At 40.7% G+C, this 24,274-nt stretch carries 25 protein-coding genes and 1 pseudogene; 18 read left to right on the top strand and 8 right to left on the bottom strand.

What is annotated here, in order from left to right:
- Positions 1-6: 6 nt before the first annotated feature.
- From EHQ64_RS08550 to lcpA, 5 genes are read left to right on the top strand one after another with little or no spacing between them, the layout of a single operon-like run.
- A complete protein-coding gene (locus tag EHQ64_RS08550) occupies positions 7-612 on the top strand; it encodes a ClpP family protease (protein WP_135649074.1) in 606 nt (201 codons plus the stop codon).
- 10 nt (positions 613-622) lie between these two features.
- Positions 623-979, top strand: coding sequence for a hypothetical protein (locus EHQ64_RS08545; RefSeq protein ID WP_135649073.1), 357 nt, complete (start codon positions 623-625; stop codon positions 977-979).
- Positions 979-1,980 carry a YheT family hydrolase gene (locus EHQ64_RS08540; RefSeq protein ID WP_135649072.1) on the top strand — a complete coding sequence of 334 codons (1,002 nt, stop codon included), beginning with the start codon at positions 979-981 and terminating at the stop codon, positions 1,978-1,980. Before EHQ64_RS08545 ends, EHQ64_RS08540 begins: the two co-directional genes overlap by 1 nt.
- Before the next feature lie 19 nt (positions 1,981-1,999).
- Positions 2,000-2,545 carry a DUF4416 family protein gene (locus EHQ64_RS08535; protein WP_135649071.1) on the top strand — a complete coding sequence of 182 codons (546 nt, stop codon included), beginning with the start codon at positions 2,000-2,002 and terminating at the stop codon, positions 2,543-2,545.
- Complete coding sequence (gene lcpA / locus EHQ64_RS08530; protein ID WP_135649070.1) at positions 2,520-3,086, top strand: complement regulator-acquiring protein LcpA; 567 nt, start codon at positions 2,520-2,522, stop codon at positions 3,084-3,086. The genes EHQ64_RS08535 and lcpA overlap by 26 nt, the downstream gene beginning before the upstream one ends.
- Positions 3,087-3,094: 8 nt before the next feature.
- Here the strand turns inward: lcpA and EHQ64_RS08525 are convergent, their stop codons facing one another.
- From EHQ64_RS08525 to EHQ64_RS08510, 4 genes are all read right to left on the bottom strand, one after another.
- Complete coding sequence (locus EHQ64_RS08525; RefSeq protein ID WP_135649069.1) at positions 3,095-3,445, bottom strand: HepT-like ribonuclease domain-containing protein; 351 nt, start codon at positions 3,443-3,445, stop codon at positions 3,095-3,097.
- Positions 3,442-3,732: a nucleotidyltransferase family protein gene (locus EHQ64_RS08520; protein ID WP_135649068.1), complete on the bottom strand. Its 291-nt coding sequence runs from the start codon at positions 3,730-3,732 to the stop codon at positions 3,442-3,444. The genes EHQ64_RS08525 and EHQ64_RS08520 overlap by 4 nt, the downstream gene beginning before the upstream one ends.
- An 88-nt stretch (positions 3,733-3,820) precedes the next feature.
- Entirely contained in the window at positions 3,821-4,576 is a 756-nt protein-coding gene (locus EHQ64_RS08515) for a diacylglycerol/polyprenol kinase family protein (RefSeq protein WP_135649067.1), read from the bottom strand.
- A 57-nt stretch (positions 4,577-4,633) separates the two neighbouring features.
- Positions 4,634-4,984, bottom strand: a complete 351-nt coding sequence (locus EHQ64_RS08510; protein ID WP_135649066.1) for an STAS domain-containing protein — start codon at positions 4,982-4,984, stop codon at positions 4,634-4,636.
- A gap of 45 nt (positions 4,985-5,029) precedes the next feature.
- Here EHQ64_RS08510 and EHQ64_RS08505 point away from each other — a divergent pair, with 45 nt between their 5' ends.
- From EHQ64_RS08505 to EHQ64_RS08490, 4 genes are all read left to right on the top strand, one after another.
- Positions 5,030-5,734 (top strand): hypothetical protein, encoded by a 705-nt coding sequence (locus EHQ64_RS08505; protein ID WP_135649065.1) that lies wholly within the window; start codon positions 5,030-5,032, stop codon positions 5,732-5,734.
- Between the two features lie 17 nt (positions 5,735-5,751).
- On the top strand, positions 5,752-6,099 hold the full coding sequence (locus EHQ64_RS08500; protein WP_135649064.1) for a hypothetical protein: 348 nt from the start codon (positions 5,752-5,754) through the stop codon (positions 6,097-6,099).
- 40 nt (positions 6,100-6,139) lie between these two features.
- Positions 6,140-7,675 carry an LIC12015 family putative lipoprotein gene (locus EHQ64_RS08495; protein ID WP_135649063.1) on the top strand — a complete coding sequence of 512 codons (1,536 nt, stop codon included), beginning with the start codon at positions 6,140-6,142 and terminating at the stop codon, positions 7,673-7,675.
- Positions 7,676-7,986: 311 nt separating this feature from the next.
- On the top strand, positions 7,987-8,394 hold the full coding sequence (locus EHQ64_RS08490; RefSeq protein ID WP_010515694.1) for a helix-turn-helix domain-containing protein: 408 nt from the start codon (positions 7,987-7,989) through the stop codon (positions 8,392-8,394).
- A 112-nt stretch (positions 8,395-8,506) separates the two neighbouring features.
- Here EHQ64_RS08490 and clpB read toward each other — a convergent pair whose 3' ends face one another.
- Positions 8,507-11,074, bottom strand: a complete 2,568-nt coding sequence (gene clpB / locus EHQ64_RS08485; protein ID WP_135649062.1) for an ATP-dependent chaperone ClpB — start codon at positions 11,072-11,074, stop codon at positions 8,507-8,509.
- 236 nt (positions 11,075-11,310) lie between these two features.
- Here clpB and EHQ64_RS08480 point away from each other — a divergent pair, with 236 nt between their 5' ends.
- From EHQ64_RS08480 to EHQ64_RS08470, 3 genes are read left to right on the top strand one after another with little or no spacing between them, the layout of a single operon-like run.
- Entirely contained in the window at positions 11,311-13,119 is a 1,809-nt protein-coding gene (locus tag EHQ64_RS08480) for a sodium-dependent transporter (protein ID WP_135649061.1), read from the top strand.
- Between the two features lie 5 nt (positions 13,120-13,124).
- On the top strand, positions 13,125-15,122 hold the full coding sequence (locus EHQ64_RS08475; protein WP_135649060.1) for an ATP-dependent DNA helicase: 1,998 nt from the start codon (positions 13,125-13,127) through the stop codon (positions 15,120-15,122).
- On the top strand, positions 15,119-15,982 hold the full coding sequence (locus tag EHQ64_RS08470; protein WP_135649059.1) for a hypothetical protein: 864 nt from the start codon (positions 15,119-15,121) through the stop codon (positions 15,980-15,982). The genes EHQ64_RS08475 and EHQ64_RS08470 overlap by 4 nt, the downstream gene beginning before the upstream one ends.
- Here EHQ64_RS08470 and EHQ64_RS08465 read toward each other — a convergent pair.
- A complete protein-coding gene (locus EHQ64_RS08465) occupies positions 15,951-16,745 on the bottom strand; it encodes a tetratricopeptide repeat protein (protein WP_135649058.1) in 795 nt (264 codons plus the stop codon). The two genes, EHQ64_RS08470 and EHQ64_RS08465, sit on opposite strands and share 32 nt — an antisense overlap.
- A 162-nt stretch (positions 16,746-16,907) precedes the next feature.
- Positions 16,908-18,215, bottom strand: a complete 1,308-nt coding sequence (gene asnS, locus EHQ64_RS08460) for an asparagine--tRNA ligase (RefSeq protein ID WP_135649057.1) — start codon at positions 18,213-18,215, stop codon at positions 16,908-16,910.
- A gap of 80 nt (positions 18,216-18,295) precedes the next feature.
- Here asnS and folD point away from each other — a divergent pair, with 80 nt between their 5' ends.
- The 5 genes from folD to EHQ64_RS08435 all read left to right on the top strand — a co-directional run bounded on the left by folD (position 18,296) and on the right by EHQ64_RS08435 (position 23,545).
- Positions 18,296-19,150: a bifunctional methylenetetrahydrofolate dehydrogenase/methenyltetrahydrofolate cyclohydrolase FolD gene (gene folD / locus EHQ64_RS08455; protein WP_135649056.1), complete on the top strand. Its 855-nt coding sequence runs from the start codon at positions 18,296-18,298 to the stop codon at positions 19,148-19,150.
- A gap of 16 nt (positions 19,151-19,166) precedes the next feature.
- Positions 19,167-20,132, top strand: coding sequence for an acetylxylan esterase (locus EHQ64_RS08450; protein ID WP_135649055.1), 966 nt, complete (start codon positions 19,167-19,169; stop codon positions 20,130-20,132).
- Positions 20,129-21,532 carry a cysteine--tRNA ligase gene (gene cysS / locus EHQ64_RS08445; protein ID WP_135649054.1) on the top strand — a complete coding sequence of 468 codons (1,404 nt, stop codon included), beginning with the start codon at positions 20,129-20,131 and terminating at the stop codon, positions 21,530-21,532. Before EHQ64_RS08450 ends, cysS begins: the two co-directional genes overlap by 4 nt.
- On the top strand, positions 21,529-22,272 hold the full coding sequence (rlmB, locus tag EHQ64_RS08440) for a 23S rRNA (guanosine(2251)-2'-O)-methyltransferase RlmB (RefSeq protein WP_135649053.1): 744 nt from the start codon (positions 21,529-21,531) through the stop codon (positions 22,270-22,272). Before cysS ends, rlmB begins: the two co-directional genes overlap by 4 nt.
- 94 nt (positions 22,273-22,366) lie before the next feature.
- Positions 22,367-23,545 carry an alpha/beta hydrolase gene (locus EHQ64_RS08435; RefSeq protein ID WP_135649052.1) on the top strand — a complete coding sequence of 393 codons (1,179 nt, stop codon included), beginning with the start codon at positions 22,367-22,369 and terminating at the stop codon, positions 23,543-23,545.
- A 25-nt stretch (positions 23,546-23,570) separates the two neighbouring features.
- Here EHQ64_RS08435 and hisF read toward each other — a convergent pair.
- Positions 23,571-24,206, bottom strand: a pseudogene (gene hisF / locus EHQ64_RS08430) (imidazole glycerol phosphate synthase subunit HisF); the annotation flags it as partial.
- Between hisF and EHQ64_RS08425 the strand changes: the two are divergent.
- A partial coding sequence (locus EHQ64_RS08425) for a HisA/HisF-related TIM barrel protein (RefSeq protein WP_246048657.1) occupies positions 24,178-24,274 on the top strand: 97 nt, incomplete at its 3' end. The pseudogene hisF and the gene EHQ64_RS08425 overlap by 29 nt on opposite strands.

The raw sequence follows: 24,274 nt of genomic DNA, 5'->3' as shown, positions 1-24,274 counted from the left end.
GCCAGAATGTCCGAGACAGAAAAAATCAGCGAAGTTTTCGAAGAGCTTGCTGGTAGCAAAATTTCCAAAAAATTCATCGACCATAGAAAAATTTTCTTATGGGGTGCGGTTACGGATGAATCCGCAAAAGACATCGTAGGAAAACTCCTCTACCTAGAAATGTCCGATCCTGGAAAAGAAATTACATTCTATATCAATAGCCCCGGTGGAGTTGTTACCTCCGGACTTACTATCTACGATACTATGAAAATGATCACTTCTCCTGTTCATACTGTTTGTATGGGACTTGCGGCTTCCATGGGATCCGTACTTCTTGCAGCAGGAGTCAAAGGAAAAAGATCCATTTGGCCAAACGGAAAAGTGATGATCCACCAGCCAAGTATCGGAGGACAGATCGTTGCTCCTGCTACTGATCTACAAATCCATGCAGAAGAGATCCTGAAAACAAGAGCAAGACTGAATCAAATTCTTGCAGAAGCTTGTGGACATCCGGTGGAAAAACTGGAAGAAGATACGGACAGAGATTATTATATGGATGCGGATGAAGCGATCAAATACGGGATCGTAGATTCTCTCGCAACTAAGATCGAGTTCCCTAAAACTTCTAACTAAGGCCTCGATTTTGTCGGGAGTTCCTTCCTTAGAAGAAGTAATCGGCTCCTTTCTGGAAACTTTTCCACAAGGAGCTTCCGGATCCGAAAAAGAAATACCTTCCCTATTTCTGGAATTCTCAGAATTACTTTTTGAGAATCCGGAAAATACTTCCAACCAAGTGCTCATTTCACATTTAGGTGGCTTCGAGTTAGACGAGTTTTTGAACTTTTATTTGGAAGATATGTTTCCGGACGATCCTAAGATCCGCACGAAAGGAAAAGACTTCTTAAAGAAGTTCAGAAAATTCTTAGAAAAAAAATCCCTTCTAAACAAAGAACAAGAAATAGAATGGAAAGAATTTTATAAAGAGAACGAGATCCGTTAATGGAAACTTCTCACTTTAGACCTAAAAGATTTGTATCGGGCAAACATGCCCAAACGATCTATAGCACTTTATTTCCTCCAGAAAATCCTCTTAGAACATCTTATTACTGCGAAGATATCCTTCTTACAGTCAGCGGAGAATCTGGAGACAAACTCTGGCTCGAACATAATCCTCCAGTTTCTTCCTACAGGAAAAGTTCGGTCCCATCTAACGGAACGTATATCCTTATGATCCATGGAATGGAAGGAGATTCAGAAAGTTCCTACTTAGTTTCCTTGGCAACGGCTGCATTAGAAAGAGGATACGGAGTCATCCGTATGAATTTTAGAAATTGCGGAAGAGGAAGAGGATTCGCAAAAAAATCCTATTACGCAGGCCAATCGGAAGATGTGCAGGATGTTTTGGATTATATGTATGAATCTTTGAGCCGTAAAATATTGGTCTCAGGATTCTCTTTGTCCGCAAACTTGATCCTAAAATTTTTTGGAGAGACAAGAAATCATAAATCTATCGCATTCTCCGCGGTCTCCCCTCCTTTGGATCTCGCTAAAAACTGCGACTTTATAGATTCCTTATCCGGAAGATTTTATAGAAATCATTTTATCAATAGTTTTAAGAAGAAGATCAAAGAAGGGATTTTAGAACTAACTCCCGGGCAGATAGAGAACTCTAAGAAGATCAAAACATTCTTCGATTTCGATGATATGATTACTGCTCCTTCTTTCGGTTATCCAAGCGCGTTGGAATATTATAAGAAAAATTCCTGTATCCATTATATTTCTTCCATCAAACATCCGGGAATACTCATCCATGCGGAAGATGATCCTGTAGTTCCATTATTCGAATGGAATTCTATCGATTGGAAAAAACTTCCTCATCTTAAGACCATCCTAACACAGAAAGGAGGCCATGTTGGATTCGTAAGTGATTCTAACCCTGATCTTCCTGACGGACGTTGGCTAACGAAAATTCTGCTGGATTATTTCGATTCCAAAATATAATCTGCTGCTTGGCTCACGCGTGAACTCCAAAACCAGCCCTTCCAAACTAAAGAAGCCACTTCCCGCTTCCTTCTTCATTGTAGTTTCCTATGAAAACGAAGAAGCATACTATCGTTTGAAAAAAAAAGCGGAAGATTCTTTCTCCCAGACCTTATACGAATCCAAACCTCTTCCAAAATGGACCCATCAATTCGAGAATTTTTTAGATTCTCCTATCGGAAGATTCACTCGGATCTTATCCCTAAAAAGAAGGATCTCGCGAGAGGAATTACCGAGCCTACAAACCCAATGTGGGAAGTTCCAAACTAGTTTACGAAAATCGGATGAATCCATTCGAATTCTTCCGGGTTATCTTACTCCCTATAATCTTGTTCTTGCTTCTACTGAAGAAGATTTGCATAGAATATATATGTTCCACGGAGTATTTGCGGAAATCATATATACTTATCAGGGACAAAAATGGATCCCACAAGCTCCCTCCTCCGAATTTTTCAAACATCCTGAAGTGATTTACTTTTTTACGAATCTGCGAGAATCTTATGTTAGCTCTTTGGAAAAACGTTAAACTATATCCTTTCTTCTTATTTCTACTCTTCTCCTGCGAGCCGGCTGCTCTTTCTGTAAGCCAAGTGGAACTCTGCGATTATTTCACGAGAGATGGAGTTTGCAGGGAACCTTCTCCATTGAATAAAAAATATTCTGTGGAGATTCCGAATGCCAAAAAACCGAATACTTGGGAAGAGTTAGGAAACTATCTTTATTTTCATGCCAGGGAAACTCCAGGCTTCATTTTAAGAATGAACAGAAAGATGAGTCCTGAAGAAAGAAAACATATTAAAGAAACCTATTTTGCTATGTATGAATTCGCAGGGGTTAAGGGTAAAATGGAAGGTTTCGAGATCGGAGAAGATTGGATCGGTTCTTTCAATTATCTTGGATCGATTGTGAAGGAAAAACAAAAAAAGGAAAATCGTTTGGGACAATATCCTTATGAAACTTCCTTATTTCCGACAGATTTAGAATTTTCTTGGTCAGCAAAAGGGATCAAGGGAAGTACAAAAACAAAGATCGATTTTGTATATCATGTGCTTCCAGCGGAGAAATGATTTAAGGATCAATCGAATAAAGTCTTTTCAGTTTCTAATATTTTAGTAAGTTGCGAATCTAAAATTGGGATTTTGGAAACAACTAAATCCCAAACAATATCATAATCCACCACAAAATACCCATGGATCAAATGATTACGCGTAGCTGATAATTTCCTCCATTCTACTTCGGGATATTTGTTTTTGAATCGATCGGAAACTTTCCCGGCTGCCTCTCCTATAATTTCTATACTCCTAACAAATGCACGTTTGACCACTTCGTCCTGAAGGAAGGTCGCAGACGTTAGATCTTTTGATTTGCTTTTTAGAAATTCAATTTCGCTTTTGATATGTGAAAGATAGTTTAAATCATGTTTCAAAGATGTAAAACCTCTGCCATGATAGAATTTTTAAACTCGTCAGAAATAGAGTCCTCAGTCAGAAGATCTACCTTCGTATTCAGGATTTCTTCTAACTGAAAGTATAGATCCATAAAATTATCAAAATTCTTTTTACCGGACCTAAACTTGACCAAAATATCCACATCGCTATTCAGATTATTCTCTTCTCTGAGCACAGACCCGAATAAATATAACTCTTCCACACCTAATGCTATAATTTCATTTTTATGAGCAGATAATGCAGACTGAATCTGAGCGAAGGTCATTTAAAATCCCTTCACCGATCATGTTAAAAATTTTCTAACATGTCAAGATGAATTAAGGCATGCAATCTAAGAACAAAACAATAGGATCCTAATACATCTCAAAAATTTGGGTCGGATCCAAAAAGATCTGATCGATGCTTAGATCTAATATGAAGTACGCAAATAATCCAAGGACTATGGCAGAAACCACAGGGATCAAAAGATTATCATCCACGATCCCATTCAAATAAGTTCCGCTATACAACTCAGTAACCGCTGCTGCGATTACCGCTGGCAAAACTAAAAGTATATTTTGCCAAAATGTGGCTTCCGCAAAACGATAGATCCCGAATTCCCTTGTATCGGATTGGACCACGTAGATAAACCAAAGCCCCACGATCGCGGAAGAAAGTATGAACGCAACGATCCCTTCCTTAGACTTACCGTTGGAGAAACGATTTTTGCCAAAATGAGTTCCTACCCAGGCCGCCATAGGATCACCGATCACCAAGAATAGAAGAGAAAGGATCGCGATGTCCGGAGGAAAAAAGAAAACGACCAATGTAATCGAAAGGAAATAAGGAAAGGTCCCGTTGATCCTGTATTTCTCTTCTTCTTTCAAAAGTGGTCCCGCAAATTTTACAAAAAGATTTTGTACAGCAGGGATCTTAAATCTTGCCCATTCCAAAAGAACGAGTAATGCGAGACAAATAAGAAGTAAAACAGTGAGTATCGCCCTCGTAGCATATACTAATAAAAATTGGCTATGGAATACATCAAAATAATAGAAAGCGGGTATGATCAGACCGAGTAGATGCCAAGCCTTTCTAAAATAATTAAACGAGGTAGTTTTTTCAGATTTCATTTTTATTTCCGAGAGTTAACCTTCGATCCGAGTATCGCTACAGTTCCAGCTTATATCCTAACGTTTAGATGCCATTTTTAGAGCGGCCTCTTCATCATTTGCGATCAAAAAAAAGCCGTTTAATCCAGCCATTTTAAAAACGTTTATAACCGCCTTGGAAATATTCACTAATACCAATTTATTCTTACTGGCAAAGCTGGATTGGCTCACTTCCTTTAAGGCCTGGACTCCGGTAGAGGAGACCAAATGAACGTCTTCCATATCCATAATTACTGGGCCTTGGCGGACGGCAACGGAAAGCGCATCCTTGAATTTTTTCTCAGTAAAGGAGTTGATAGAACCTTGCAATTTCAGAACTTGAACGCTGTCTATCTTTTCCGTTGAGATAATAATCTCGTTCAGGATCATAACAGTTCGATTCGTCAAGATACCGGAATTTCATAATAGATACAAATGGTTTTTCTCACCTTCACCTCAGCTTATCTATTTTTCAAAACCTACGGGTTTCCATTTTCGGGATGTCTTGTGCTTTGCCTTACGATCGCGTTTTCCCAATTCCATTCCTCCCGTAACCTAAAGACAAATCTTGGGATCTTACTTTTTCCGGCATCTCTATGTCTGATCTCTTTATGGGATGGCTCTTCTCCTGAATCTATCTTAGATCTTGTTTCTATTTGTTTAGCGGGTATGATCTCAAGCGGGGGATTTTCATTTTTAGGGACTAGATCCCCGGCGTTTAAGGAGACCCTTGGAGTATTGATCTTAGCGGGAGCCTGTATTCTTTCCTTTTCCAGAAGAGAATTGTCTCCTTTCCTTCTTCCAGTACTTTCATTATTCATAATTTTCTCGATCCCGAAACGTATCCGGATCTTAATATTATCCGGCTGTATCCTAATCAGCGTAATTTGGATCTTATTCAACTGGGAAAATTCAGGTTCTGAACCTTCCCTATTCAAATCTACATTTATGTCCTTGGGGATTTTTTGGGTGATCTGGAAAGGCAAAGGAGATCCTCTTAGTAAGATCTTATTTTCCGTCCTCTTTTTCCTTATATGTATATCCCGCCCGGGAGAAGAGTTAATGATCCTAAGTCTAGGACTCTTTTTTTCCTACTTGCAAGAAGCAGCATGGGGCCTAGAATCAGGAAGCGAAGTATAAATCCCGGTATCTTTTTCATGAAAATCAAAGTAGCACATCTCTTACGTAAAACTGAAGAAATCGATCGGGACTTGACTGAACTAAGCAAAATCAAGGATAGAATTGCAGCGGATAGAGATTATTCCGAATCCTTAAAGGAGTCGATCGGATCGGAGATGGATAAACTGTCTTCTCAAAGAATTGAGATGCTTTCTCTAAAAACGAAAGAAACTCCTTCTGATTGGAATTCTTCCGGCAACCCTTCCGGAGCCAGGGCAGCAGAAGGTTTATACCAGGATAACGAAAAACGCCTAACTCGCGAAATATCCGTTGAAATCCAAGGTAAGAAGCAGCAACCTGCCCGAAAGACCATTCATAAATACTAGTCTTTTCGAGATCCGAAAAGAACAGGTTATATAAAACAACATGAACAAAAAAATAATCGTACTCTCTTTCTTGGCCGTATTGCTCTTTCAGTGTAATTCGGACACGGATGTTTTAGCCTCCTTCAAAGGCGGCACAATTACCAGAAAAGAACTAAGGAACTTCTACCAACTAAATACGGGCGGACGTAAACCTGAACCGGGTCATCCTACAAAAGAAGAGCAAACACAACTTCTGGAAACACTCGGCCTTTTCAAATTGATCGCATTGTATAATTCCGAGAAAAAATTAGTCTCTGAAGATGAATTAGCCGTCTTTTTAAAATATTCCAAACCACAAATGGCTGCGTCTTTCTTACAAAGAAATTTGGCAGAAAAGTTAGAGCAGGAAGGCAAACTCAAGTTCGCTTTCGTAAGAGCGATTGCGGTTTTCTCTAATAGCCCCACAGAAGAAGAGATCACTAGACAAAGAGCTCAAAGCATTTTCGAAGGGATCCAAAAACTTTCCAAGAAAAAAGAGATCAACCAATATGTTGCGGATCATACGGATCAAAATCCTTATAAAGCCGTTGGTGGACTTTTAGAACCGCAATGTTTAAATTGTGGGAACGATCCGAATCTTGCCTACTACCAAGAAGCCGCTCAGAACGAAGGAAAGTGGATCTTAAAAGAAATAGAAGATCTTGCTCCTCCCGGCTCAGACCCGAAAATCCCTAAAAGAAAAAAATTCCTGATCCTAAGAGTGGAAGGTGTAGAGACCATCTATGCATCCAGAGTAGGAAAGTTCTTCTCTAAAGAATTCGGAAAACTGAAATCACTCGCTAAAACTTATTCTGAAACTCCAGGGATCAGCGAACAAGCCAAGTCAGAAATAAAACGAAATTATCTGGATCTTAAAGTAGACGATATCGCACCAAGATACGAAGACTTTATGAAAAAAAGATATTTATACAGCGCAGTTACCGAACAAGAAGAACAATTAGTGAAAAATGCAGGTTTCGAAAAAGCAGTAATTACTCAAGAGAACCTGAACCAATTCGGTCCTGAATCCGTATTATTGACCAACACCAAAACAGGAGAGACGATCAAATACAAAGACGTACTTTCTGAATTGGAACAATTGGCAAAACAAAGCGGATTAGATTCTTCTAAACTGGATGATAAGGCAAACGTTCTTCAATTTTTCAGACAACAGTATCTTTGGTTTAAGATTTCAGACAGTTCTCCTGAGATCAAAAAGGCTTTAGAATCCAAAGAATTCTTAGAAATGTTCAACGTTATGAAGTTATACATCGTTCAACCTTTGGTTTTCAAAAGAGAACTCCCTACAGATGTAAACGTTTCCGAGCAAGAAATGAGAGAGCAATACGAAGCAGCTAAAATGTTCTCTTATACAAGAGCAAATCCGAACAATCCTCAAGACAGAACTCCTATCCCTTATGGAGAAGTTCGTGAAAAGATTAAAGAAGATTTGATCCGTGCAAAGAAACAGAACTTTGTAAGAGAGCTTACCCAGAAATTGAAAACCGATTACCAATTCATTATGGATTCGGGAAGATTGAAAGAGGGTAAAATATAAGTCTGATCACTATACTCTCCAATACACTTGGAGAGTAAGTACCCAAAACGAGTAGTCCGAAAAGGTTATACAAACCTATACTTCGGGCTACTGACCGTGTTCTATAAAGAGCAGCAGTCTATCGGCTTTTTTTGATAAGTAAAAACTGCAAATGCTTGATTCTTCCACTCATCTCTTTTAGTATAAGCCAACTTTGGAAAAAATTTCTATACTTAAAGGCTGATTAAGCCTTGTGGAAATTTATTCTTGAGACAAAGCAAGGTCGTTTTATAACGGTAAAAAAGGGGAAAAGAATGAACAACCACATCTATATGCTCCGCAAAAAACGGGGAATCAAGCAATATGATATGGCAAGGGCTTTGGGTGTATCCCCTAGCTACCTTTCCAAAATTGAAACCGGAAGCCAAGCTCCGACTGAAAAATTCAGACAAGCTTGTGCTAAGTATTTGAAAACGACATTAGATAAATTATTTAACGAAAGTCCGGTAGAAGAAGTTTACCCTGAATTCAGCCAAGGACTTACCAATAAACTTTGGGCAAAGCGCAGAGAATTGGGAATCAAACAATATGATATGGCCAAAAAATTAAAGGTCTCTACTCCTTTCCTTTCCAAAGTGGAATTGGGATTATTAGAGCCGCCTGAAGACTTTAAGAGCATGGCTTCTAAAGTTTTAAAAATGAAAAAAGAGGAATTATTTCTACATAAAGTAGAATTCTAAATTCAAATACGGGAGGGATTCCCTCCCGTAAAGTAATACTGCACATTCTTTTTCCCTTACTGTGCATTGATCCTAAAACCCCGGTTGTTCCCGGGGTTTTTTATTTCTCAGACTATTTTACGAAGACCTTACCGCCCGAATAATCCAGAACGATACTCTGCCCTTCTTTAAATTCACCTTTGAGGATGAAATTACTCAGAGCGTTTCCTATCTCTCTTTGGATCAGTCGTTTTAAAGGTCTTGCTCCGTATTCAGGATCGAAACCCGCTTGCACGATATGTTTTTTCAATCCAGGAGTGAAGCTTACCGCAAGTCCATTCTCCGCAGCCTTTTTCACCATGATCTGTAATTGTAATTCTGCAATACTCGCGATCATTGTTTCATCTACTGATTTGAATAAGATCACTTCGTCCAAACGGTTCAGGAATTCAGGTTTGAAATGACGTTTCAATCTTTGATCCACCATTCTTTCTTTTTCTTCTTCCGAATATTCTGTAGAACTTAAAACGTCAGAACCGATATTCGAGGTCAGAATGATAACTGTGTTCTTGAAATCCACATTTCGTCCCTTAGAGTCAGTTAGTCTTCCTTCGTCCAAAATTTGTAGGAAGATATTGAACACTTCCGGGTGAGCCTTCTCCACCTCATCAAACAGTAGAACTGAATAAGGTCTACGACGAACTGCTTCTGTCAGTTGTCCACCCTCATCATGTCCTATATAGCCAGGAGGAGCACCGATCAGCCTGGATACTGAATGTGCCTCCATGTATTCGCTCATATCGATTCGAAGCATTGCATTCACATCATCGAATAAGAACTCGGACAGAGCTTTTGCAGTTTCAGTTTTACCTACACCTGTCGGTCCTAAGAATAAAAAGGTTCCGATAGGCCGATTTGGATCCGCAATCCCTGCCCTGGATCTTCGTATTGCCTCGGACAATAATTCCAAAGCATGATCTTGTCCGATGACCTTGATCTTCAGAGAGTCTTCCATCTTAAGTAGTTTTGCTTTTTCTCCCTGAAGCATTTTGGATACAGGGATGCCTGTCCAACGAGAGACTATGTTTGCGATATCTTCCTCGTCTACTTCCTCTTTTAAGAGTCTTCCTGTGCCGGAAATTTTCTTGAGCTCCGCGTTTGCTTTTTCCATTTCTTTGGACAACTCTATTAGTTTTCCATAACGTATTTCGGCGACTCGGTTGATCTCCCCTCTTCTTTCCGCCTCCGCTTCCAGGACCTTATACTTATCAGTCTCCTCTTTAATCTCTTTGATCTTGGAAATTTTAGACTTTTCAAGATCCCAACGAGCCTTCAAGTTCCGGAATAGCTCTTCTTGCTCCGAAAGTTCTTTGGTGATATTTTCCACTCTTTGTTTAGAAGCAGGATCCGTTTCTCTTTTTAAAGCTTCCTTCTCTATCTTCAAGGATTGGATCTTCTTACTCAGCTTATCCAACTCTTCCGGCATAGAATCCATTTCTATCCTCATCTTGGAACTTGCCTCGTCGATTAGATCCACTGCTTTATCAGGTAAAAATCGATCCGCTATATAACGATTAGATAAACTAGCTGCGGCAACGATCGCAGAATCCAAAATTTTGATCCCATGATGAAGTTCGTATCTATCCTTAAGTCCTCTTAGGATCGTAACTGTTTCTTCCACACTTGGCTCTTTTACATAAACGGGTTGAAACCTTCTTTCAAGAGCTGCATCCTTTTCGATATACTTTTGGTATTCCTTTAAGGTGGTTGCACCGATACAACGCAGCTCTCCCCGAGCAAGCATAGGCTTGAGCATATTAGAAGCATCCATAGCTCCTTCTTGCGCGCCTGCTCCCACAAGTGTATGGATCTCATCTATAAATAAGATGATATTTCCATCACTATGTTTGACTTCGTCTAGAGTTGCCTTTAGTCTTTCTTCGAATTCTCCTCTATACTTTGCACCTGCAATCATCGCTCCTAGATCCAATGCATAGATAGTTTTATTCTTAATTCCTTCCGGAACTTCTCCTTGGATGATCTTTCCTGCGAGTCCTTCTACGATCGCAGTCTTACCTACACCTGGCTCCCCGATCAGTACAGGATTATTTTTAGTCCTACGAGAAAGTACTTGGATCGTTCTTCTGATCTCCTCGTCCCTTCCTATGACCGGATCCAGTTTTCCAAGCTTCGCGAGCTCGTTTAGATTTTTGGCATATTTTTTTAAGGCTTCTGCCTTGTTTTCAGGAGTATCATCCATGATCGGTTGTCCTTTTCTAAGTTCTAATACAACTTTTAATAATTTGGAATAATCGAGTCCGAGCTTTTGGAATTCTTGGCGAAGAGAAGAAGTCCCGTTATTCAAAAATCCAAGTAGCACATGGTCTGTAGAAAGATATTCATCCTTCAATTCCGCTCTGATCTTGTCGGAAGACTGTAAAAGTGAGACTGCAGCACGAGAGAATCCCTTCTCCGCCTGACCTTCTACCTTTGGAAGTCTTTGTATGAACTCCTCTGTCTTTTGTAGGAACAAAGACAAATTAAGTCCTATCTTAGAGAATAAGGGAGGAGCAAACCCGTCTCCTTGAGAAAGGATCTGAGCGATGATATGTTCCTCTTGGATCTCGGGATTTTTGTCGTAGGAACTTTGGGCTCCGGAAAGAGCCTCATTCAATTTTATAGTAATCTTATCTAACTTCATTTTTGTACCGAATCTTGTATGTATTCGAGTTACTACTTAGACTGACTAAGCCGATGTTTTTCCAAAAATTTCTGCCAGAAAGTCAGAGACAATTTCCAGCAGATTATGTCCCGTTTTTTTCCATTTCTTATTCGGAATTCGTTTTGACAAGGCGTAAGGACCTATAGGGATTATAGTCCATTCCCTTTTCGGACGGGTTGTAAGTCCGAAATCCCTTAAAGTCGGACCAACCCTAGATGTCAAATGAACCGCCCAAGGAAAGCTGGAAATCCCGTACAGGACTTATATTAACCGTCGCCTCCGGTGCGATTGGCCTCGGAAACTTTTTAAGATTTCCGGGACAAGCAGTGCAAAACGGAGGAGGAGCCTTTCTTCTTCCTTATATCATCAGCTTCATTCTTGTAGGAATTCCAGTCTGTATCACCGAATGGGTGATGGGAAGAATGGGTGGAGAACAAGGGCATAGCTTTCCGAATCTGTTTCGCGCCTATCTTTCCGGTGTTCCTCTTAGACTGCTCGGAGCGATCGGAGTTACGATCCCTCTCTTGATTTATGTGTATTATGTTTTTGTGGAAGCATGGTGTCTTGCATACGCATTCGATTTTGTGACCGGAGGAATTAGCCTTCAATCTCCGACAGGGGACCTGAACGGCCTCATCCAAAATTCTTCCAACCATTTTCATACTCTAGTAGGTGCAAAGGAGAACGGTACCGCAATCCAAGGAAAAATTTTCTACGCCACCCTCGCATGCTTTTTGATGAATTTTATATTAGTATATAGAGGGATCGCAAAAGGGATCGAAGTTTTTGCAAAGATCGCTGTCCCTTCTATGCTTATATGTTCCGTGATCGTTCTTGTACGTGTATTGACTTTAGATAATATAGAGCTCGGGCTCGCTCAAATGTGGAACCCAAATTGGTCGGCATTAGGCGAAGCGAAGGTTTGGATCTCTGCTGCGGGTCAGATCTTCTTTACTCTTTCTGCGGGTTTCGGGATCGCTCTCGTATTCTCTAGCTACTTAAAAAAAGAAAACGATGTGATCCTTTCTTCCGTTTCTGCCGCTTCCTTAAACGAGTTTGTGGAAGTTGCTTTTGGCGGAATGATCACTATCCCTGTTGCATTTTTATTCTTAGGAGTATCCGCGACTTCTTTCGGGACATTCGGGATGGGATTTATCGCACTTCCTTCCGTATTTGCACTAATGCCTGGAGGAGCATTCTTCGGAGCGATCTGGTATTTCGTTCTATTTTTGGCTGCACTTACTTCTTCCGTAACAATGTTGCAACCTGTGATCGTATTTTTGGAAGAAGCATTTCATATCAAAAGAAGGACTTCTAGTTTCTTTCTATTCGTATTCACATTCGCACTTTCTTTCCCGATCTTGTATTTTAATAAAAACTTTAATGCGCTGGATCAAGCTGACTTCTGGGTTGGAACAGTTCTGATCTATATTCTTGCTACCTTGCAGATCCTAATTTTCGGTTGGGTGATCGGTGCCAGAAAAGGATTGGAAGAAGGTCATAAGGGTTCTCACGCACAACTTCCTAAATTTTTCTGGTGGGTGATCCAATACATTACTCCTGCGTTTTTATTGATCGTATTCGGGATGTTTCTCTACCAAAACCTGGGCTCTTATATAAATAAAATGGATGTGGATTGGATGATCGCAAATGCGGCCCCAGGAACAAATCCGGAAGAGGCAAAATTCCAGGCGCTTATTTCTCGTTATGTATTTTTGGCGATACTCGCTGTTTTTGCCTTAGTCTATCTTTTAGTTCATATCAGTTTGAAGAATAAAGAAGAAGCGAAAGACAAATCTAAAAACAAAATACTACCAATCTTTTTGGGAAGTTTTATACTGATCCTGGCATTGTTTATGAACTTTTTACCGTACAAGGAATCTCCTTCGAGTAGCACAGCTTTCGGATCCGTTTCTCCTCATTTGACTCTGGACGGAACACTCATCATGTGGGTTTCTCTAGGACTCGTGACCCTTCTATCCTTATATTGTATCGTAAAACTTTTCCGAACCAGGGAAGCGTGAGAGTTTTGAGCCAAGTAGAAGAACAATTTAAGAAGCTCGCAAAACTCTGGCCTGATTTCGAATCCAGATCCGGGCAGATCCAAATGGCAAATAGCGTAGAAGACGCGTTTGCAAGTTCCAAACATTTGATCGTAGAAGCAGGAACCGGCGTAGGAAAATCATTGGCTTACTTGATCCCGGCAGCGATCAGCGCATTGGAAGGAGAAGAGGTAGTAGTCATCTCTACCGAGACAAAGGCTCTCCAAGACCAGCTCATCAAAAAAGATATTCCTTTAGTCTCTCAAATTTTGGGACAAGAAGTGAAGGCAGAAATTGCGATGGGAGCCTCTAATTATGTTTGTAAGCGTAAATTAGGAAATGTTCTCACACAAGGAACCTTCGGCCCGGAAATGATGGATCATCTTTCTTCTTTTAAAGATTGGGTTTCCAATTCAGAATCGGGAAGAAGACAGGAATACGACGGTTATGCCTCTCCGGATTTTTGGTCCAAGGTCACAAGAGAAGCGGATTCTTGTTTAGGAAGAAGTTGTCCAAACTTCTCTCATTCTTTTTATTTTTTAGAAAGAGCCAAGTGGCAGAAATCCAATCTTCTGATCGTAAACCATTCTCTACTCGCGGCCCATATCGCATCCGATTTCAATATTCTACCTGATTTCAAAAAGATCGTAGTGGATGAGGCTCATAATTTTCCCGAAGTTTTAGGGAATGCGTTTCGGATCGAATTATCTTCCTTAGAGATCCAAAAGATCCTACAAGGAGTTTGGAACTCTCAAAAAAAATCAGGACTTGGAGCAAGGATCAATTCTGTAAAAGTGAATGAACTCGCAAATCTTGCGGGAGAAAAACTATTTATTTGTTTTAATAAGGTAATCGGAGAACTTCCTCTCAACTTTTACGGGTCCCAAAGGATCAGAAGACCTTTAAAAATGGACGGAGGAGAATTGGAAGCAGCGCTCGATTCTCTCCAAGAAACACTTCTATTGGAATTAAAAAAATATTCCAAAGAAAGCGACGAACTAGAAGAGAAAGAAATCGCATTAGAGATCGAAATGTCCGCAGGTAGGATCGGTCAGATCGCAGAGGGTCTACATCTATTCAGGACTATGGACGGAGGAGAGAGAGTGTATTGGGCGGATCCTCCCAATCAAAAAGCGAAGGAAATGTTCCCGAAACTCCTGACCCAACCTTTGGAATCCGAAACGATCTTAAGAGAAATTTTAGAACCAAGAACTGAAAGTATGGTATTCACCTCTGCTACCCTTTCTACTAATAAGGGAGACCTGAGTTATTTTTCGGATCGGATCGGAAAACTTCCTTCCCGTTCCAAATTAGTCGCTTCTCCTTTTCCTTATGAAAAAAATGCTCTTTTGTTTTTGCCTAAAGATATAAAGGACGCAACAGAATCTGCGGAAAGAAATGCAGCGGACCTTTCCCGTTATATTCTGAAATTGATCGAACTTACAAATGGTGGGGCATTCGTTCTTTTCACATCCAATAAATCTTTGAACGAGATCATAGAAACGATCCGACCTCTTACGGATCTACCTATCATTTCCCAATTAGAATCGGGACCTGAAGCAGCAAAGAATCGTTTTCTTGCTGAGAAGAATGGAGTTCTTTTCGGAGTTTCTTCCTTCTGGCAGGGTGTGGATATTAGAGGAGATAAACTCAGATCCGTAATTCTTACGAAACTTCCCTTCCAACCTCCGAATGATCCTGTATTAGAGGCAAGAAGTGAAAAATTGAAAGAGAAAGGTGGAAATCCTTTCAGAGATCTTCAATTGCCTTATGCTACGACTGTTTTAAAACAAGGCTTTGGAAGGCTGATCCGTTCTGAAAGAGACACAGGGATCGTAAGTTTACTCGATTCCAGAATTTGGACTAAATCCTACGGTACAGATTTGATCAATTCCCTTCCTCCTGCGAAAAGGATCTCGGAATGGAATCAGCTTAAATTAGAATATTCTAAACTTCCCAATTACTCCTCAGGAGAAGCAGTATGAAACTTAAATACGGTTCTATTCTTTTGATCCTAAGTGTTTCCGTTTTTGGTTGGGAATCCAAGGATAAAACGGAAACTATCGTAGACTGGAGATCTGGAGAGATCCGTAAGACGATAGAAGTAAAACTTCCGAAAGTGGTCTTTCATCCGGATGATCCTGATTATAATAAGGTTGGAACTGCCAAAAATTTGACAGAAGCAAGGACCATTGCAAAAGAAACCGCAAAGGAAGAGATCCAGAAATATTTATATAGAAGTATGGAAAATCTTAAATTGGATTCCAATCTTCTACTTAGAGAAAAGATCGCACAAGACGAATCCTTTCGGGAAATTTTCCAAGAAATCTACGAAAAAGAACCGATCGAGATCCAAACAAGATACGCGGGCAATAGTTTATTAGCCACGGGAATTCTTTCCTTAAAAGGTAAAAAAGGAATTCTTTCCCATATCACTCTCCCTTATTCTTCCGAAAATTTTCCGGAAGCTCATCCGATCCATACTCCCGCGGATCCTTATACGGGGTTGATCGTGGATGCGAGACATCTTGGAGTCGAACCTGCTTTATTCTCCGAGATAAGAGATGAGGATGGGATCGGGATCTATTCTCCTCTATTCGTTAAAAAAAGTTCCGTTGTGAATTACGGATACATTCGTTATTATGCAAATCCTAAGGATGCGATGAAAGAAGAAGTCGCAGGAATGAAACCATTGTTTACTACTGCGCTTGGTGTTTCCGGAAAATTGGGAGCGGATCTTGTGATCTCCAATGAGGATGCGGAGAAGATCTTGGCCTCCCCTAAATCCAGGGAGGCTCTTTTGAAAGGTAAGGTTATCGTGCTTCTAGGGAAACGAGAGAAGTAAATACTTCCTCCGCTTTTTTATACGATTCAGAGAACAGATACGCATATCCTAGATCCAGAAGTTCACTACGAGTTAATTCCTTCTTCCTTGCTTCGTATTTCGGAATATTCTTAATTCTGTCAGAATACTCTACTACTTTGTCTTCGAAAGAAGGGATCTCTCCTGCGCCCGGAAGTTTTTCCAGGATATTACAAGCTTCTTCGAATCTACCTATATGAACGAAACAAAGTCCAAGAGCCGCAAGAACATCTCTATCTTCTTTTAGGCTTTCAGAATGTTCTTTAAAGATCTTTAATGCTTCTTCGAATTTTCTCAAATGATAGAAGGAGAAAAATTCAAGCTTACCGAAATATCCGTCCGACCATAATGCCTTGTATCTTTGGATCAGATCTGCGCATGCCTTATAAGCCGCTACTTCTTCGCAAGCCTTGATCCCAGTTGTCAAAATTGCATAAGATACAGGACTCGAAGAAGCCTTAAAGTATTCGTGAAATAGGACAGCGGCTTCTTTAGAATTCCCTTTTGCTCTGTGAAGATAAGCTCCCAAAAGAGGAGTAAGAGCCGTTTTGCCTTCTAAAAGGAAATTATTCGCGGTATTTCGATCGGTCTCGAATTCACCGACCGCTCTCAAATGGTTTAAGAACACATTTTTAGGGTTCTTCTCCGCGAGATTAGATACCTCTTCATAGGCTCCCGTTTCAAAGAGTTCCCATGCGGACTCCTCAACTGAAAGCTGTGTGGAAAGGGCGGAACTTTTAGCCATATGATACCTCTACTCTCTGGTATCGGTAACTCTAGAATTTTTCCGTTATTTTTTTAGGCTCTTATAAAGATGTTTCACACGGAGAACACAGAGTTCACGGAGTTCAAAAAACGCAAGATATAGACTCTGTGCTTCTCTGCGATCTCTGTGCGAAATTAGTCCTTAAGGGTACAGTCTTTCCATCATTCGAGGATAAGGGATACATTCTCGAACATGTTGTAATCCGCAGATCCAGGCGATCAGCCTTTCTGTCCCGAGACCGAATCCGGAATGTGGAACGGAGCCGTATTTTCTGAGTTCCAGATACCATTCATAGGATTCTACAGGAAGTTTTTCCTCTTCTAAACGTTTCACTATGTTTTCGTAACTTTCTTCTCTTTCGGAGCCGCCTATGATCTCCCCCACTCCGTCCGGAGCAATTAGGTCCGCATTGAGCACAGTTCTTGGATCTTCCGGATTTACCTTCATATAGAATGCTTTCGCTTCTCTCGGGTATTTTTGGATGAATACAGGTCCGCCGAATTTTTGGCAAAGCATCTGTTCCCTTTCCGAATTGATATCATCTCCCCAAACGATATCCTCTCCTTGGGATTGTAGGTATTCCAACGCTTCCTTATAATCGATGAGAGCAAATGGTTTAGAGATATAATCCAGTAATGGAGAAGGATCTCTTTCCAAGACTTTTAATTCAGGAGCACAAGCAGAGATAGTCTCTCGGATCACCGTTTTTACGAAATCTTCCTGTAACTTTAAGTTTCCTGCATGTGTTAAAAATGCAGTTTCAGCTTCCACCATCCAGAATTCGGTTAAATGCCTTCTGGTTTTACTCTTCTCCGCACGAAATGTAGGTCCGTAACAATATACTTTATTATGAGCGAAGATGGCAGTCTCCAGGTATAACTGTCCGGTTTGTGCAAGATATGCGTTTCCAAGATCGAAATATTCCGTAGAGAATAGTGTCCCGGCAGATTCTCCGATTGAACCTGTCAGGATCGGAGTGTCGATTAGAGTAAATTGATTCGAATGAAAATATTTTCTGATCTGATAGGAAAGTTCGCTTCTCACTTTGATGATCGCAAGCTGTTTACTGGATCTTAACCATAGATGTCTTTGAGAGAGTAAGAAATCGATCCCATGTTCTTTGGGAGTGATCGGGTAATTTTCGGATTCTCCTATCTTTTTGTAAGAAGAAAGTACAAGTTCGTATCCGATCGGGGATTTTTCATTCTCCACAATTTTACCGATTAGTTCCACAGAAGTTTCCTGTTTAAGATGTTTGATATCCGTAAAAACTTCTTCTCCTAAAATTTCTTTCTCAGCGAGGACCTGTAAGATCTTTCCTGAATTTCTAAGGCTTAAGAATTGTCTGGCATTCGAGCCTCTGATACCGTGAACCCAACCCTGGATACGGACTTCTTGGCCTACATGTTCTTTCAATTGATTCAGGTCTATGGTAGAGGTTTCGGACATGATCCTATTTTACGCATTCTACCCGACTGAAAAGGATTATTTTCGGATGACATCGGGGCCTAAAGCGAAATCCTGAACCCATGACTGCGATTTTACTCGATGGCAAAAAACTTTCCCAAAAAATAAAAGATACAATCGCCGAAGAGATCAAATCTCTCACGGCCTCCGGGAAAAAGCCCCCGAAACTCGCGACCATTCTTGTGGGTAGCGACCCTGCCTCTGCGACTTACGTGAATATGAAAGTGAAGGCCTGTCATGCAGTCGGAATGATCTCCGAAAAGATCGAATTGCCTGAAACCACAACCACCCAGGAATTACTCTCAGTCATAGATCGACTGAACGCAGATCCGGACACCCATGGAATTCTTCTACAACATCCTTCCCCTCCCCAAATCGACGAAAGAGCCGCTTTCGATCGGATCGCTTTGAATAAGGATGTGGACGGAGTTACTACATTATCCTTCGGAAAATTATCCATGGGAGTGGAAACCTACCTTCCTTGTACTCCGTACGGGATGGTACTTTTACTAAAAGAATACGGAATTGATCCTGCAGGAAAAAGAGCAGTTGTTGTAGGTCGTTCTCCAATTCTTGGAAAACCGATGGCGATGCTTCTCACGGAAATGAACGCAACCGTTACTCTATGTCATTCTAAAACCAAAAACCTTCCCGAAATCATAGCCCAGGCGGATATCGTAGTTGGTGCAGTCGGAAAGCCTGAATTTATCAAGGCGGATTGGATCAAACCTGGAACGGTTTTATTGGACGCAGGGTATAACGCAGGAAACGTGGGGGATATCGAAATTTCTAAGGCCTGGGAGAAATCCTCTCATTATACCCCGGTTCCGGGTGGTGTAGGACCTATGACGATTTCAGTCCTTCTTCTCCAGACATTGTATTCCGCAAAAGATCACTTTACACCCCCGTTGAAATGAAAACGATGTATCTCTGATGGCTATCAGTTTCGACGAGTGCTTCCAGACATATCCTCCGTTCTCTCCTCCTGCGGATTTGGACGATTTTTGGGCCGAATCGATCCGGGAACTAAAAGGTTTTCCGGTTAAAAATCAGACAAAGGCACTTCTCAAGGGAACGATCCTAAAAGAAACCATCTACGATATTTCTTTCCAATCTTATGGAAACGCGACTCTTACCGGAAGTTTAGTGATCCCTCGAAAAAGAGGAGATCTTCCAGTTCTCGTTTACTTCCACGATTATGCAAAAGACAGGCCACAGATCATCAAGGGCCTAACTGAAGCCGGGATCGCACAACTTATCTTGGATCTGAGAGGACATGGGACACAACTCATTCGCCCTGTTTTGAAAGAAGGTGAACTTCCTGATCCGGATTGGACTCCCGGTTATTATAGAAAAGGATTAGAAGCGAAAGAATCCTTCTTCCTTAAAGCAAACTATTTGGATGTGATCCGCACGATCGAATTTTTAAGACTCACTGACGGGATCGACGGAGATAAGATCATTCTGGCAGGAAAAGGGATCGGAGCTTCCATGGCGCTTTTCGGTGCCGCAAATTCTCCAAGGGTTAAAGCTCTTATATTAGAAACTCCTAATTTTTGTCATGTCGACGATACTCAGCTCAAACTTGGGACTAGTTGGGGAAAAGAAATTGCAGATCAACTTGCAAACTCTAAATCCAAAAAATCCCAATTCAAAAAGAACCTTTCTTATTTCGATAGTTTGAATTTTTCCAAGAAGATCAAGATACCTACTCTGGTTTCCGTCGGAATGGATGATAAGGTTTCTCATCCTAAATCTATTTTCGCATTATTCAATCATTTGGTCTGCGACAAAAGAATGCAGGTATATCCTACGGAAGGGAACGAAGCAGGAGTCGCAGGAGACAAACAAAATTTGGCGAATTTGGAATTTGCCAAAGAGATCCTGTTCCCTGAATGAAAGAGATCCGTTTCTATAATTCTTTAAGCGGAGAAAAGGAAGTATTTCGCCCGGAATTCCCTGATAAGGTAAGGATCTATTCCTGCGGCCCTACCGTTTATAATTTCGCACATCTTGGAAATTTACGTGCATTCCTATTCGTAGATCTACTTAGACGGACTCTACTGTCCTTCGGCTATAAACCGGATATGACAATGAATATTACCGACATAGACGATAAGATCATCCGCGAGTCCATTGCTCAAGAAAAGAATATTAGAGAATTCACGGAACCTTGGGTAAAAGCCTTTCAAGAAGATTTAGATTCTCTGAATATTCTAAAATTAGAACATTATCCTAGAGCTACAGATTCCATTCCGTCCATGGTGGAAATGATCCAGAAATTAAGATCGAACGGACTCGTTTATGAGAAGGACGGAAGTCTTTATTATTCGATTTCCAAATTCAAAAATTACGGAAAACTTTCCAAAATAGACGTAAGCGGAATGAAATCCGGAACTCGTTATGATACGGACGAATACGATAAGGACGACGTAAGAGACTTCGTACTTTGGAAATTCCCAAAACAAGACGGAGAACCTTCTTGGGAAACAGAGATCGGTTCCGGAAGACCCGGTTGGCATTTGGAATGTTCTGCTATGATCCGAGATGTATACGGAACCGGCGTGGATATTCATACGGGTGGCGTGGACCTCACCTTCCCTCACCATGAAAACGAGATCGCTCAAAGTGAAGGAGCTTATCCGGAAGAATCCTTCGTAAAATACTGGCTACACTCGGAACATCTTCTTGTAAACGGAGAGAAGATGGCTAAATCCAAAGGGAATTTTTTCACCTTAAGGGATTTAGTAAAGGAAGGAGAAGATCCTCGCAATATTCGTTTTTTATTAATTTCCGCACATTATAGAAGTAAACTGAATTTCACCAAAGACCGTCTGGAAGAAGCCTCCGGTTCTGTTTCTAAGATACAGAATTGTGTGAACCGTTTATTGGAAGAACTTACTAAATTAGAAAAAAACTTTGTGCTCCAAGAAAACGTTTCCGGTTGGGAAGAGTTTTTAGAAAGCCTCGCAGACGATCTGAATATCTCTAAATTTTTAGCATCGGTATTCGAATTAGTAAAAGATTCAAATCAATACTTGGACCAAAACTCTTCCGAACCAAATGAGATCCTAAAAAGATTATCTCTATTTCATAAGATAGATTCCATTTTGGGAGTTCTTCATTTCGAATTAAAGAAAGAAGTCCTGGATTCCGATATAGACGAACTCGTAAGACAGAGGCAAGAAGCTCGTAAAAATAAAAACTTTGCAGAAGCTGACAGACTCAGAGATACATTAAACGAGCTCGGGATCATATTAGAAGACACTAAAGAAGGTCTTCGCTGGAAAAGAAAATGAGTCGCCCCGATTATATTTACGGAAGAAGAAATATCCGAGAAATTCTGGAAAGACATCTGGAAAAAGGTTCAGAACTTCCTTTCCAAGAAATTTGGCTTACCTCCGGAGCCAAAAAAGAACTGGAAGATCTTCTGGAAGAACTCGGAAGCAAAATACTGATCAAGGAAGCTTCTCCCAGCAAATTGGATAAAATGTATCCTGGTGTGAATCATCAGGGAGTTCTTGCATCTCGCATCCAATTACATTCCGGAGATAAAAAATCTTTCGATTCTCATTTAGAAAATTGTAAAGGACCGATCTTAGTTTTGGATCGGATCCAAGATCCAGGAAATTTGGGAAATATACTTAGGACCGCAGAATGTTTCGGAGTGGAAACGGTACTGATCCCTGAAAGGGATTCCTCCGGGATCACTCCAGCGGTAGAAAAAGTCGCCTCAGGAGCACTCGCCTACTTGAATGTTTTTAAAGTCGGGAACCTAGCTCAAATATTAGAAAAATTGCAAAAACGAAATTTCTGGGTAGTCTCCACTTCCGATAAAGGAACCGAGGATTGGTCCAAAATCCCTCCTTGGGATGAATTAGTGATCCTGATGGGAAATGAAGGAGAAGGTCTAAAAAGGATTCTCATGGAAAAATCGGATTTTACCGTTCGCATTCCACTCCACGGTCATATTTCTTCCTTAAATGTGACGGTCGCCACAGGAATTGTTCTAGATCGTTTGAAAAACCGACCTAGGTAATCCAGTTCAAACATTTATTTCCAATCCGTTACAAAGCATCATTCTAAACTATTTATAGCTTGCGGTAATTCTCCACGCGAAGAAGATTCTTTGTATGAAAAGATTTCTGTCTTTCCAGACCTTAGTTCTATTCTTGTTCTTATTCTCTCTTTCAAATTGCGATTATATTGAAGATCGTATTAAGCCCCCTAATAACGAATCTGTTGGCGATAAAATTAAGGATTATCTCATTTCCGCTTTTTTTGCGGAACAGAATCACGCTCTTTATAAATTCTCTACCTCCTTTCCGGACATGGCAGTTGGTAGTCTATCTCCCCTATATTTTCAAGACCCATATTTTCAGAGAGATAATTCAAAAGCTAAGATCGTGTTCATTCACGGCTGGGACTTTGCAGAAAGGCAGACGGATCCTCCTACTGATTTTAATAAGAAAGTAGCAAACTTACTCGGCACTTGGAACCAAGGTCTTGCATTCACAACACAGACCACCGGGGTTCCGGCCGGTTATTCTGTTAGTGTTTATAACACTTATGAGATCTACGTTTTTACTTATAGAACCTCCGATTATATTGAAGTAAACGGAAGAAGATTTATCGACTCCTTAAACGCAGCCTTTTCTAACTCGGACAAAGTGGTCGTGGTTGCTCACTCAATGGGTGGCCTTGTTTCTAGGGCTGCGATCCAACATCCGAATAATACTAAGGATGTAATCGATCATATAGTAAGTCTCGGAACTCCGTATTATGGTTCTCCCTACTCGTCTCCTCAATATACAGGAAACCTAAACTCCATAGGCACGATCATAAAATTTATGACGGACACTCCGGGTGGTCAAGGCCTTGCGTATACAAATGGTCTTACCACAGCAACTACGATTTCTCCTCCCATTACTGATGGAACGAACCAGGCTTATAATTATTTCTTAGAAAAGATGATCAATAACACTGGCAAGGACGGTGTAACCACCGTATATGGTGGAGACATGGGTCCCACGGATTGTGGCGGCGCAGATCATGCTACGACTTATCAAGCTGCTTGCACAGTAATTACAAATGGAAATCCAATATTCAATAACTCTGATGGAATTGTTTCTCTACCTTCGGCATTATTAAACGGGGCCGGCGGTTTAGCGGATTCACATACTGTTTCCGATATGGATCATTCTCAGATGTCTTTTAGGAATGAATCTGGAGACTCAGGAGGTTTAACGAAAGTGAAAGCCCACTTCAATGATGTTCTCGCGGAAGTTAAAACAATTATAGATAATCTTTAAAATTTAAAAGGAGAATGGAACGAAATTAAAGCCTGACTTTAATTCCCATTTCTTTCATATTCTCCTTTGTCTCACGAATAGTAAACTCGCCAAAATGAAAGATGGATGCGGCAAGTACCGCGTCCGCTTTTCCTCTCAGGATCGCTTCTACCATATGCTCAGGATTTCCGGCTCCACCACTTGCAATAATCGGAATTTCTAAATTAGAAGAAAATAATTTCAGAAGCTGTATATCGAAACCTTTTTTAGTTCCGTCTCTATCCATAGAAGTAAGTAGGATCTCTCCTGCCCCTCTCGACTGAGCTTCTTGTCCCCAGTCCAATGCATCTCTTCCGGTTTCTGTTCTTCCTCCGTGTAGGAAGACTTCGTATCTTTGGCGATCCGGATGGAATTTGACATCCACAGCACAGACAATACATTGTGATCCGTAAATCTCCGCTGCGGCTCTCAGAAGATCAGGATTTTGAAAAGCAGCCGTATTGATAGAAACCTTATCCGCTCCCTTCTCCAATACTGCTTTAACATCGTCCAGATTTCGCAATCCCCCACCGACAGTAAAAGGAATAAAGATCCTTTCAGCGACCGCTTCTACTAAATGAATAAGAATATCTCTTTTATCACTGGAGGCAGTGATATCTAGAAAACATAACTCGTCCGCAAGGATCATTCCCTGCCTCGATATAAAAGACGGTAGGGTCGTTAAAGGAGTCAATTTCGTAAACTTAGTGG

It is taken from the genome of Leptospira sarikeiensis (genome assembly GCF_004769615.1).
GTDB classification, from domain to species: domain Bacteria; phylum Spirochaetota; class Leptospiria; order Leptospirales; family Leptospiraceae; genus Leptospira_B; species Leptospira_B sarikeiensis.
This window is presented reverse-complemented; position numbering and strand designations above follow the sequence as displayed.